The organism is Streptomyces sp. NBC_00433, assembly GCA_036015235.1.
In the GTDB taxonomy this organism is placed as follows: Bacteria; Actinomycetota; Actinomycetes; order Streptomycetales; family Streptomycetaceae; genus Actinacidiphila.
On sequence record CP107926.1, the window covers coordinates 5,742,909 to 5,755,238 of the forward strand.

The following is a 12,330-nucleotide window of genomic DNA, read 5'->3' on the forward strand; positions in this document are numbered from 1 at the left end:
GGCGTTGTCATGAAAACGTCTATCGTCGCAATCTCCGGGTGCGGGTGCTGAGTGCTGGGGGCGGGTTTGTGACGGAGCGGCTGTTGGTGGACTTACGGGCCGACGGGCTCGTGCAGGTGTCGACATGGGCTGCCGGCGATCAGTTCCCGCGGCCGGTGGGCGACCCGGTGGAGCTGGTGTGGCCGCTGCCGGACGAGGATCTGGCGGATCTGCGGTGGTATCTGGAGCAGTATCTGCGGCTGCCGACCGCCGTGTACGAGGAGCGGGGGGCGCGGGTCGCGGCGCGGCTGGCGGGCTGGGGCGAGCAGGTCTTCGCGGCGGTCTTCGCGACGGCGGCGGCGCGGGAGGCCTACGCGTCGGCGCGGGCGCGCGGCGGCGGGGTGGAGATCGCCCTGATGTCGAAGTCGGCGGAGCAGTTGGGGCGGCCGTGGGAGTTGATGTCGGCTCCGGGGCGGGGTGTTCCGGTCGCGCTGGACGGGGTGGCGGTCTCGCGGACGCTGCAGAGCACGGGCATGGCGGAGGTCTTCGACTTCCCCGGTTCGCGGTTGCGGGTGCTGATGGTGATCTCGCGTCCGCAGGGTGCGGCGGATGTCGGTTATCAGATGATCGCCCGGCCGCTGCTGCGGCGGCTTGAGGCGGTGCGCGGCAGTGTGGAGCTGGTGGTGTTGCGGCCGCCGACGCTGGAGCGCCTTCAGGAGGCGCTGGCCGAGGCGCGGGAGGCCGGGGAGCCTTTCCAGGTGGTGCACTTCGACGGCCACGGTGTCTTCGGGCAGGCGCCGGTGGCGGGCTCCGCCGGCGGGTGGGGTGCGGTGATGTACGACGCCCCCGGGCCGCGCGGGATGCTGGCTTTCGAGAAGCCCGGTGGGGGCAGTGACCTGGTGGAGGCGGGCCGGGTGGCGCAGGTGCTGGCCGGGGCGCGGGTGCCGGTGGTGGTGCTGAACGCCTGCCAGTCCGCGCAGGTCGGCTCGCAGGTGGAGGCGGCGGTGGCGACGCGGCTGCTGGCGGAGGGCTGCGCGAGTGTGGTGGCGATGGCGTACAGCGTGTACGCGGTGGCCGCGGCGGAGTTCATGACGGCCTTCTACGAGCGGCTCTTCGCCGGCGACCGGGTCACCGACGCGGTCACCGCGGGGCGCAGGCAGTTGCGGCTCAACGACAGGCGGCCCTCGATGAAGGGGATGCTGCCGCTGGCGGACTGGATGGTCCCGGTCCTCTACACCCGCGGCGAGGCGCGTTTCCCGCACCTGCGGACCACCCGGAAGGCGGGCGAGGCCGTCGGCGACATCCTCACCCGGATCCGCGAGCAGACCGAGGCCGGACCCCAGCCGGGACCGGGCCTGGACCTGGAGGCGGTGGGGGACTTCGTCGGCCGCGACGGGGCCTTCTACACCCTGGACGTGGCGGCCCGCCTCCAGCATGTCGTGGTCGTCCACGGGCCGGGCGGGACCGGGAAGACGGAGCTGGCCAAGGCCTTCGGGCGCTGGTGGCGCGACACCGGCGGCGTCGACCAGGCGGGGTGGGTGATCTGGCACTCCTTCGAACCCGGTGTCGCCTCCTTCGGGCTGGACGGCGTGATCAACGCCATCGGCGAGCGCGTGTTCGACGCCCAGTTCAAGCTCTTCGACGCCGAGCAGCGCCAGGCCGCGGTCGAGGAAGTCCTCCGCGGCTACCGGCTGCTGCTGATCTGGGACAACTTCGAGTCCGTCCGCGAGATGCCCGACCCCGGCCGGGCCACCCCGCCGCTGCCGCAGGGCGAGCAGGACCGGATGCGGGACTTCCTGACCCGCGTCTCCAGCGGCGGCAAGAGCGCGGTGGTCATCACCAGCCGCACCCCCGAGACCTGGCTCGGCCCCGGAATGCGCCGCATCGAACTCGGCGGCCTCCAGGGCGAGGACGCCACCGCGTACGCCGAACAGGTCCTGGCCCCCTATCCGTCGGCCCGCCCGCACCGCCAGACCGCCGCCTTCGCCGACCTCATGCAGTGGCTCGACGGCCACCCGCTGAGCATGCGCCTGACACTGCCCCACCTGGAGACCACCGGCGCCCAGCGCCTCCTGGACGGACTCCAGGGCGCCACGGCCCTGCCCGCGGGAGGCGACAGCGGCGACCGCAGGACGTCGCTGTCCGCGAGCGTCGCCTACTCCTTCCGGCACCTCAGCGACGAGGACCAGCAGGCACTGACCGTCCTCAGCCTCTTCCACGGCGTGGCCGACGCCGACGTCCTCGGCACCTTCTCCACGAGCACCCAGGCTCCCGAGCGTTTCCGCGGCCGGAGCAACCAGGAATGGGCGGAGCTGCTGCAGCGGGCGGCGGGCCTGGGGCTGCTGGCCCCGCTCGGGGCGGGCATGTTCCGCCTGCACCCGGCCCTGCCCGCCCACCTGGCCGCGCACTGGCGCACCCACACCCCGGGCAGCCACGACGACGAGCGCGCCGCCGCCACCGTCGCCCTCGTCTCGGCCCACGCCGTCTTCGGCGGATGGCTGGAAACGCAGATCAGCAGCGGCGACGCGCAGTTCGCGATCGCCCTGATCGGCTACCAGCAGCGGATGATGGGCGCCATGCTCGGCCACGCCCTCCGCCAGAGCCAGTGGGACGAGGCCCAGCAGATACTCCAGCCGCTGAACACCTTCTGGAACGTGCGGGGTCTGGCGGAGGAGGCGCGGTCCTGGTCGTCCCGGGTACGCATCGCCGTCGAGTCCCCCGACGGCACCCCGCCGGGCCTGAGCACCGACGCCGGCGAGCTGTGGATGTTCACCACCGGCTCGCAGGCCACCCGCGACCTCGTCGCCGGGCGGCTCGACCTCGCGGAGAGCACCTACCGCACCGTCCTGCGCGGCCTGGAGCAGCAGCCCGCCGGTTCCAGCCGGCTCCACTACATGTCCATCACCTACCACCAGCTCGGCAATATCACCCAGGACCGGGGGCGGCTGGACGAGGCCGAGGCCTGGTACCGCAAGTCCCTCGCCATCAAGGAGGAGCTCACCAACCGCGCCGGCTCGGCGAGCACCTACCACCAGCTCGGCATCGTCGCCCAGCGGCGGGGGCGGCTGGACGAGGCGGAGGACTGGTATCGCAAGTCCCTGGGCATCTCGGAGGACCTCGGGGACCGCCCCGGCATGGCGAGCACCTACCACCAGCTCGGCATGGTCGCGCAGAACCGCGGGCGGTGGGACGAGGCGGAGAACTGGTACCGCAAGTCCCTCGCCATCACCGAGGACGTCGGGGACCGGCCCAGCATGGCCATCACCTATCACCAGCTCGGGAGGATCAACGAGGAGCGGGGGAGTTGGGACGGGGCGGAGGACTGGTACCGCCAGTCCCTGGCCATCAAGGAGGAGGTCGGCAATCGTCCCGGCATGGCCATCACCTACCACCAGCTCGGGAGGATCGGTGAGGAGCGGGGGCGGTGGGACGAGGCTGAGGACTGGTATCGCAAGTCCCTGGGCATCTCGGAGGACCTCGGGGACCGGCCCAGCATGGCCAGCACCTACCACCAGCTCGGCAGGGTCGCCCAGGAGCGCGGCCGCCCGGAGGAGGCCGGAGGCCTCTACCTCCGGTCGCTGGCCATCGAGGAGGATCTCGGCAACCGCCTCGGCATGGCCACCAGCTATGCGCAACTGGGGCTGTACACCGATGCGATGGGGGACAGCGCGCAGGCCCTGACCTGGGTGGTCAGATGCGTGTCGCTCTTCGACGAGATCCCGCACCCGGGCAGCGGAACGGGTCCGAAGCACCTGCGCCATCTGACCGCCCAGCTGGGCATCGAAGCCGTCGAGCACGCCTGGCGGACCGTCACCGGCGATCCGCTGCCGCCCGCCGTCCGCGAATTCGCCCTCACCGAGCCCGACCCCGAGCCCGAGTAACCGGGCGCCCCTGCGCGGGCCCCGGTGGCGGCGTCAGGCCCCGGCCGCCAGGCCCTGCTTGAGCGCCCGGGTGAAGCGGACCACCCGCTGGGCCTGCACGCCGGCCGCGGTCAGCGTCTCCTCGCCGACCGGGATGTCGCCCTGGCCGGCGACATGCGAGGTGCCGTACGGGTTGCCGTCGACGAATTTCGACGGGTGGGTGTAGCCGGGGGCGACCAGGATTCCGCCGAAGTGGTGGATCGTGTTGTAGAGCGCCAGGAGGGTCGTCTCCTGGCCGCCGTGCGTCGTCGCGGACGACGTGAAGCCGCTGTAGACCTTGTCGGCGAGCTTGCCCTCCTGCCAGAGCGGGCCGAGCATGTCGAGGAACTGCTTGAGCTGGCTCGTCACATTGCCGAAGCGGGTCGGCGTGCCGAAGACCACCGCGTCGGCCCACTCCATGTCCGCCGCCTGCGCCTCGGGCACGTCCGCGGTCGCGTCGGCGTTCGCCCGCCAGGCCGGGTTGGAGTCGATGGCGGAGTCCGGAGCCAGCTCCCTGACCTTCCGCAGCCGCACTTCGGCTCCCGCCTTCTTCGCGGTGCCCGCGATGGCGTCCGCGATGGTGGCGATGGTGCCGGTGGCCGAGTAGTAGATGACGGCGACGTTGACGTCGGACATGGGGGGAGACCTCCTGCGCGGGGGGCGTATACGTCCTTCCGCGACAATACGGTCGCAAGCCCCCGCGTCCCCGGACCGCCACTCCCCGCGGGGAGTGGCGGATGCGACTACTCCAGTCGTGGCTGCTGGGCCGGGGCCGGGCAGATGCGCCGGCCCTCGTGGTCGAAGACGTAGAGGTGCGCGAGGTCGACCAGGAGGGGGACGCGGTCGCCGCGGCGTACGCGGATGTCCGGGCCGGTGCGGACGACGAGGTCGCCGGTCTGGGTCTCCGGCGTCGTGGGCCGGTCCATGACCGACACGGGCGTGTGCCGCGGCTTGGGCGGCGTCCCGTCGCCGGACGCGGGCGGCGTGGAGCCCTCCCGCTCCATGACACTGGCCTGGATGCGCCGCGCGGCCTTCTGCGCGAGCTTGCCGAGGCCGACGCCGCCGTTGGCACCCCGGCGCGAGCTGTTCTTGGCCGCGGGCGCCGGGCGCGGCGCCTCCAGCTCGGGGACCACCGCGGGACGCGACCCGGTGTTGAGGTGCACCAGCGACTCGTGGCCCTGGTATTCGATGTGCTCGACGATGCCGCTGAGCACCACCTCGCCGGCGTGCGCCTGGCTGGGCTGGGCGATGCGTACCGCCTCGGAGCGCAGCCCGACGATGATCGGCCGGCCCTGCTGGATGCGCAGCATCTGGTGGTCGTAGTTCAGCGGCTCCGGCAGCCCGAGCCGCTGCCGGCCGAAGTCGATCCACATGCCGCCGGTGAGCGGGGCGATGACGGTGGCCTGGAGCAGGTTGATCCGCGGGGTGCCGACGAAGGCGGCGACGAAGACGTTCTCCGGCAGGTGGTAGGCCTCGCGCGGGGTGCTGAGCTGCTGCAGCACACCGCTGCGCATGATCGCGACCCGGTCGCCCAGCGACATGGCCTCGGCCTGGTCGTGGGTGACGTAGACGGTGGTGACGCCCATGCCGTGGGTGAGCCGGGCGATCTCCGCGCGCAGGTGGGCGCGGAGCTTGGCGTCGAGGTTGGACAGCGGCTCGTCCATCAGGAAGACCGAGGGGTGCCGGGAGATGGCGCGGCCCATGGCCACGCGCTGGCGCTCACCGCCGGAGAGCTGCCCGGGGTAGCGGTCGAGGATCTCCTCGATGCCCAGGATGCGTGCGGTCTCGTCGACCCGCGGCCCGTGCTCCTCGCCCGGCATCTCGAACCGCAGCGGAAAACCGATGTTCTCCCGGCTGGTCATGCTCGGGTAGAGGGCGAAGTTCTGGAAGACCATGGCCATCCGCCGGTCGCCCGGGGCCAGGTCGTTGGAATACTCGCCGTCGAGCAGCAGCTCGCCCGTCGTGATGTCCTCCAGGCCGGCGATCATCCGCAGGACGGTGGACTTTCCGCAGCCCGAAGGGCCGAGCAGCACCAGGAACTCCCCTGGCGCGATGTCCAGCGAGAACCGGTCCACGGCAGGTGAGGGCTGCTTCGGGTAGTACTTGGAAACTTCGTGCAGGGTGATGGCGCGAGTCATAACGGGAGCCGCCAGGTGGTTCGGACGCAGTGACGGGGCACGTGGGGGGATGACTTTCCGGACATGCGGTGGTGCATGGGTGACACTGCCGAGAAGGTAGTCCACTACGCGAGGTTGCGGAACGTTTGTATCAACACTGCATTGATACTTTTGGATCGTGACGAACATCGCGCTCGGCCCGAGCTGGCTCTCCCCCGACCATCTGATCAACACCTACGGCCTGTGGGGCGTACTGCTGATCGTGTTCGCGGAGAGCGGGCTGCTCATCGGATTCTTCCTGCCCGGCGACTCGCTGCTGTTCACCACGGGCCTGCTGGTCGCCGGCGGAACCCTGGACCGGCCGCTGTGGTTGGTGGCCCCGCTGATCGCGCTCGCCTCGGTGGCGGGCCAGCAGGTCGGCTACCTGTTCGGACGCAAGGTCGGCCCCTCGCTCTTCAGCCGCCCCGACTCGCGGCTGTTCAAGATGGAGAACGTCGAGAAGGCGCACGGCTTTTTCGAGCACCACGGGCCCAAAGCCATCGTGATGGCCTGCTTCGTCCCGGTGGTGAGGACCTTCACCCCGATCGTCGCAGGCGTCAGCCGGATGAACTACCGCACCTTTGCCACCTTCAATGTCATCGGCGGCACCCTGTGGGGCGCCGGTGTCACCCTGCTGGGTTACTGGCTCGGCCAGATCGGATTCGTCAAGAACAACATCGAGGCGATCCTCGTCCTGGTGGTGCTGGTGTCCGTGGTGCCGCTGGCCGTCGAGTACCTGCGCTCGCGCAAAGGGAAGGCGTCCGCCCCGGTGACGGACGGGCAGGCGGCGTACGAGGCCGGCGGCGCGGAGGAGCCCGAGGCCATCGGGGCTGCGCGCACCACCGGTCGGCACCGCGCGCAGAAGAACTGAGGCCGGGCGGGTGACGGGCGGCGGCCCAGGGGCGGGGGAGGAGCGCGAACCGTCCACCGGGCGGGCACCCGCCGTGCCCGGGGCGGGGTCGGCCTTCACGCCGCCCGAGGGCTTCCCCGTCATCGCGCTGCCGCCCGGCGACGCCCGCTGGCAGGACCGGATGCGCACCTTCGTCCGGCTGTCGGTCACCGAGCGGCCCGGACCCGACGTGGCCATGGCCGGCCCGGAAGGCGGCCACACCGTCTCGGTGCCCAGGGTCCTCGACCTGACCCTGCGCATCGGCGAACTGCTGCTGGCCGGCGGCGAGGGCGCGGAAGACGTCGAGGCGGCGATGCTCGGCGTCGGCTACGCCTACGGGCTGGCCCGGGTGGAGCCCAACGTCACCTTCACCCTGCTGGGCGTCTCCCACCAGCCCTCGCTGACCGACCCGCCCCTGACCATGACCCGTACGGTGCGGCGCCGCGGCACCGACTACACGCGGCTCGCGGCGGTCTACCACCTGGTGGACGACATCACCGCCGGCGAGGTCACCCTGGAGGACGCCTACCGCCGCCTCGCCGACATCCGCCGCAACCGGCACCCCTACAGCAGCTGGCTGCTCACCTGCGCCGCCGGGCTGCTCGCCGGCGCGGCCAGCCTGCTGGTCGGCGGCAACCTGATCATCTTCCTGGCCGCGGGCGTCGCCGCGATGCTCGGCGACCGCCTCGCCTGGCTGCTGGCCGGACGCGGAATCCCGGAGTTCTACCAGTTCGCGGCGGCCGCGATGCCCGCCGCCGCGATGGGCGTCGTGGTCGACCGCGCCCACTGGATCCCCGGCGCCGCCGGCGTCCAGTCCTCCGCGGTCATCACCGGCGGCCTCTTCGCCCTGCTGCCCGGCCGGGCACTGGTCGCCGCCGTCCAGGACGGCCTGACCGGCTTCTACATCACCGCGTCCGCCCGGCTCCTCGAAGTGATCTACCTGGTCGTCGGCATCGTCATCGGCGTGACCCTGATCCTCTACGCGGGGGTCAAACTCGGCGCCGACCTCAACCCCGACCAGGCGATCAGGGCGTACGACCACCCATGGGTGCAACTGGTCGCCGCGATGGTGCTGACGCTGGCCTTCGCCGTGCTGCTCCAGTGCGAGCGGACGGTGCTCGTCCTCGCCACCCTCAACGGCGGCGTCGCCTGGACCGTCTTCGGCGTGCTGCACCAGCAGGCGGGCGGCAACCAGGTCGCCGCCACCGCGGCGGCCGCGGGCCTTGTGGGGCTCTTCGGGCAGCTCATGGCCCGCTACCGCTACGTGTCCGTACTGCCGTACGTGACGGCGGCGATCGGGCCCCTGCTGCCCGGCTCCGCCACGTACTTCGGCCTGCTGGCCTTCACCCAGGACCACGCGTCCCAGGGCTTCACCCAGCTCACCAGGGCCGGGGCCCTGGCCCTCGCCCTGGCCATCGGCGTCAACCTCGGCAACGAGATCGCCCGCCTCGCCCTCCCGACCCCCGGCCCGACCCCCCCTCGCCGCGCAGCCAAACGCACCCGCGGCTTCTAGCCCCGCCCCGCACCTTTCCCCCAGCGGTGGGCTGGTCGCGCAGTTCCCCGCGCCCCTTTGGGTCCTGCGTCCTCTGCCGACCTGCGTTTGCCCCTGGCAGGGGCTGGGCTCTGTGCGCAGGAGGGCACGCGTTTTTCAGGGGCGCGTGGGGGTACCCCCAGGCGAAGCGCTGGGGGAGAACGGAGCGCCCCGCCGAAGAGGCGGGAAAGGCGAACGGCCACCGCAAGTGGCACCCACCTGGGGGCGCGGGGAACTGCGCGCACAGCCCCCACCGGGCCGCAGGCAAGCAACGCCACGGCAAGTGGCAATCACCCGGGGGCGCGTGGGGGTACCCCCAGGCGAAGCGCTGGGGGAGAACGGAGCGACAAGCCCCCACACACCGCAAGTGTGGAGTCCGTAACAGCACCCCGCAGGGAGTGGCGGGGAACTGCGCGACAAGCCCACCGCCGGGGGAAGGTCCCGGAGCGAGGCGGCCTGGCACGGGCCGGGGGTCAGGGCAAGGACACGGCGGAGCCGAGCGCGTCGAGGGCCGACTGGGCCGCGTCAGCGGATGGCGCCCCCTGCGTCATGAAGGAGAAGGCGAGCACCCGCCCGCCAGGGGTGACCGTCACCCCCGCGATCGTGTTCGTACCGGTAAGCGTGCCGGTCTTGGCCCGCACCACCCCGGCCCCCGGCGCCGCGCCGAAGCGAGCCGCCAGCGTCCCGGTGAAGGACGCTATGGGGAGCCCGGCCAGGACCGGCCGCAGCTCCGGATGCGCGGGGGACGCGGCGAGAGCCAGCACGCGGGTGAGCGTCGCCGGCGACAGCGCGTCGACGTGGTCGAGCCCGCTGCCGTCGGCGAAGACGGCCGACGCGAGCGGCACACCGTATTGCCGCAGGGCCGCCGGAATCGCCTTCGCCGCGCCGGCGAAACTGGCGGGCCGGCCGGTCGCCAGCGCGACCTGCCGGGCCAGCGCCTCGGCCAGGTCGTTGTCGGAGTCGGTGAGCATCCGCTCGACCAGCGCGCTGACCGGCGCGGACTGGTGCGCGGCCAGCCGCGTACCGCCGGCGCCGCCGGCGGACGCGGGCTCGCCGGTGACGGTGATGCCGTGGGAGCGCAGCAGCTTCGCGAAGGACGTGGCCGCGGCGAGCGCGGGGTGGGTGGTGCGCTGCGCGGGGCCGCTGGCGCTGCCGTTGAGGCGCCCCTCGCGGACCATGAGCGCGGTGACGGGCGCGAGGTTCTCGTTGTAGCCGATGGGGTGCAGGGCGGGGCCCGAGTAGAGCGACGTGTCATAGCCGAGCCGTACGGACGTGGTGCCGCGGGTGTGCAGCGCGGCAGCGGTGTCGGCGGCGAGCCGGTCGAGTTCGAGGGTCGGGTCGCCGCCGCCGACGAGCACGATCCGGCCGGGGGCGGTGGCGACGACGGCGGTCGTCAGCGTGCGGTTGCCGCCGAGGGTGCCGAGCGCCGCGGTGGCGGTGGCGAGTTTGGTGGTGGAGGCCGGGGTGGAGGCGGTGCCCGACTTGTGGTCGTAGAGCAGCCGGCCGGTGGCGACGTCGAGCACCGCGCCGGTGCGTGTCGTGCCGAGGTCGGGGGAGGCCATCAGCGGGGCGAGCCTGGCGGCGAGGGTTTTCACGGCGGGCGGCTGCCCGGTGCCGGCGGCGGCGAGTACGGGCGCCGCGGAGGGCGCGGGCGGCACCGCGGGCGCCGCGGCCGCGGCTCGGCGTACGGGCGGCGCGGCCGTACGGCTGTCCTTTGCGGCGGCGAGCGACCTCTCGGCCGTACGCTGGCCGCCGTCCCACGGCCCCGCAGCGGCGACGGCGACGGCGGCTATGACCGCGCCTATCGCCGCGGATATCGCCACGACCTGCACATTCCTGCCGTGCGGCACCCCCGACCAGCCCCTTTCGCGACCACGCACTTGCGTGGGAGACACTTAATCACCCGCAGTATGCGCTGATCATGGAGGAGTAGGGCCTTGGAGTTCGACGTCACGATCGAGATCCCGAAGGGTTCGCGGAACAAGTACGAGGTGGACCACGAGACCGGTCGTATCCGCCTGGACCGCCGGCTCTTCACCTCGACCAGCTATCCCGCCGACTACGGCTTCATCGAGAACAGCCTCGGCCAGGACGGCGACCCGCTGGACGCGCTGGTCATCCTGGACGAGCCGACCTTCCCCGGCTGCCTGATCACCTGCCGGGCCATCGGCATGTTCCGCATGACCGACGAGGCCGGCGGCGACGACAAGGTGCTGTGCGTGCCCGCGTCGGACCCGCGGGTGGAGCACCTGCGGGACATCCACCACGTGAGCGAGTTCGACCGGCTGGAGATCCAGCACTTCTTCGAGGTCTACAAGGACCTGGAGCCCGGCAAGTCCGTCGAGGGCGCCGACTGGGTGGGCCGTGCCGAGGCCGAGGCCGAGATCGAGGAGTCCTTCCGCCGGCTCAAGGAGCACGGACCGGGCCACTGAGGCCCTGAGCGCACCGCGCACCGCACCGCGCACCGCGTCGCCTGCCGCCGAGGGGCGGGTCGGGGAATGTCCCGGACCCGCCCTTTCGCCTTCTGCCGCATGCCCCAAAGCGCCGACCGGCAACGTACCGTGAAGGCATGACGGCATTCGGTGGAAGCGAGATGGTCGACTGGAACCTCGCCGTGGCGACAGCCCAGAGGCTGACCCGGCCGGGGCCAGAAGTGAGCCGGGACGAGGCCAGGGCGATCGTGGCCGAGCTGCGCGGGCACGCGCTGGACTCGGAGGCGCATGTGCGGGGCTTCACCCGGATGTACGCGGACGGCGACGATGCCCCGCACGGCACACCCGTGCTGATCGTGGACCGGGCGGGCTGGGTCAAGGCGAATGTGGCCGGCTTCCGCGAGGTCCTCAAGCCGCTGCTGGTCAAGATGGCGGCGCGCAGGCCCGGCGGCGCCGGCGGGGTGATGCTCGGCACGGTCGGCGGCAAGGTCACCGGTGTGGAGGTCGGGATGCTGCTGAGCTTCCTGTCCTCCCGGGTACTCGGGCAGTACGAGACGTTCGCGCCGCCCAGCCGCGAGCTGCCGGCGGGACCGGTCAAGCCGGGGCCCGGCGAGTCGCGGGCCGGCCGGCTGCTGCTGGTGGCGCCCAACATCGTGCAGGTCGAGCGGGAGCTCGACGTGGACCCGCACGACTTCCGGCTGTGGGTGTGCCTGCACGAGGAGACGCACCGCACGCAGTTCTCCGCGGTGCCGTGGCTGCGCGACCACATCGAGGGCGAGATCCAGTCGTTTCTCGGCGAGACCGACCTGGACGCGTCGACGGTGATCGAGCGGGTCAGGCAGGCCGTGCAGTCCTTCACCGGGACGAAGGAGACCGCGGAAGAGGCCGGGGAGGCCGCCGACACGCCGGACGACGACGGGCGCAGCCTGGTCGACCTGGTCCAGACGCCCACCCAGCGGGAGATCCTGGCCCGGCTGACCGGTGTGATGTCGCTGTTGGAGGGCCACGCCGACTACGTGATGGACGGCGTGGGGCCCGAGGTCGTGCCGAGCGTCGCGGAGATCCGGGAGAAGTTCGGCCGCCGCCGCGCCAGCGGTGCCGGGCGGCTCGACCAGGCGCTGCGCCGGATGCTGGGCCTGGACGCGAAGCTCAAGCAGTACCGCGACGGCGAGCGGTTCGTACGGGCCGTGGTCGACGAGGTCGGCATGGACGGCTTCAACAAGGTGTGGACGTCGCCGAACACGCTGCCCACCAAGGCGGAGATCGGCAAACCGGCCGAGTGGGTCGCGCGAGTGCACCGGCGCACCGAGGGCTGAGGACGGCTGACGAGCGGTGTGGGGCGCGGGCTGAGCCCCTTGGCGCCCCCCGGTTCACCCGTCCGAGGGACCGTAGACACAGGGTAGGGCGTGCGATGCTCGGGTAATGCCCAGAGTTCTGTCACCAT

At 72.3% G+C, this 12,330-nt stretch carries 8 protein-coding genes; 5 read left to right on the forward strand and 3 right to left on the reverse strand.

Features of this window, described 5'->3' with window-relative positions:
• Positions 1-86 precede the first annotated feature (86 nt).
• Positions 87-3,860 (forward strand): tetratricopeptide repeat protein, encoded by a 3,774-nt coding sequence (locus OG900_24570; GenBank protein WUH95903.1) that lies wholly within the window; start codon positions 87-89, stop codon positions 3,858-3,860.
• 33 nt (positions 3,861-3,893) lie between these two features.
• Here OG900_24570 and wrbA read toward each other — a convergent pair whose 3' ends face one another.
• Together wrbA and OG900_24580 are read right to left on the reverse strand one after the other, a co-directional pair.
• A complete protein-coding gene (wrbA, locus tag OG900_24575; GenBank protein ID WUH92973.1) occupies positions 3,894-4,514 on the reverse strand; it encodes an NAD(P)H:quinone oxidoreductase in 621 nt (206 codons plus the stop codon).
• A 107-nt stretch (positions 4,515-4,621) separates the two neighbouring features.
• Positions 4,622-6,016: an ABC transporter ATP-binding protein gene (locus OG900_24580; protein WUH92974.1), complete on the reverse strand. Its 1,395-nt coding sequence runs from the start codon at positions 6,014-6,016 to the stop codon at positions 4,622-4,624.
• A gap of 157 nt (positions 6,017-6,173) precedes the next feature.
• Here OG900_24580 and OG900_24585 point away from each other — a divergent pair, with 157 nt between their 5' ends.
• Both OG900_24585 and OG900_24590 read left to right on the forward strand, forming a co-directional pair.
• A complete protein-coding gene (locus tag OG900_24585) occupies positions 6,174-6,905 on the forward strand; it encodes a VTT domain-containing protein (protein ID WUH92975.1) in 732 nt (243 codons plus the stop codon).
• A 10-nt stretch (positions 6,906-6,915) separates the two neighbouring features.
• On the forward strand, positions 6,916-8,436 hold the full coding sequence (locus OG900_24590; GenBank protein WUH92976.1) for a threonine/serine exporter family protein: 1,521 nt from the start codon (positions 6,916-6,918) through the stop codon (positions 8,434-8,436).
• Between the two features lie 491 nt (positions 8,437-8,927).
• Here OG900_24590 and dacB read toward each other — a convergent pair whose 3' ends face one another.
• A complete protein-coding gene (dacB, locus tag OG900_24595; GenBank protein ID WUH92977.1) occupies positions 8,928-10,304 on the reverse strand; it encodes a D-alanyl-D-alanine carboxypeptidase/D-alanyl-D-alanine-endopeptidase in 1,377 nt (458 codons plus the stop codon).
• Positions 10,305-10,391: 87 nt separating this feature from the next.
• Here dacB and OG900_24600 point away from each other — a divergent pair, with 87 nt between their 5' ends.
• Positions 10,392-10,886, forward strand: coding sequence for an inorganic diphosphatase (locus OG900_24600; protein ID WUH92978.1), 495 nt, complete (start codon positions 10,392-10,394; stop codon positions 10,884-10,886).
• Positions 10,887-11,023: 137 nt separating this feature from the next.
• Positions 11,024-12,202 (forward strand): zinc-dependent metalloprotease, encoded by a 1,179-nt coding sequence (locus tag OG900_24605; protein WUH92979.1) that lies wholly within the window; start codon positions 11,024-11,026, stop codon positions 12,200-12,202.
• The last annotated feature ends 128 nt before the right edge of the window (positions 12,203-12,330 follow it).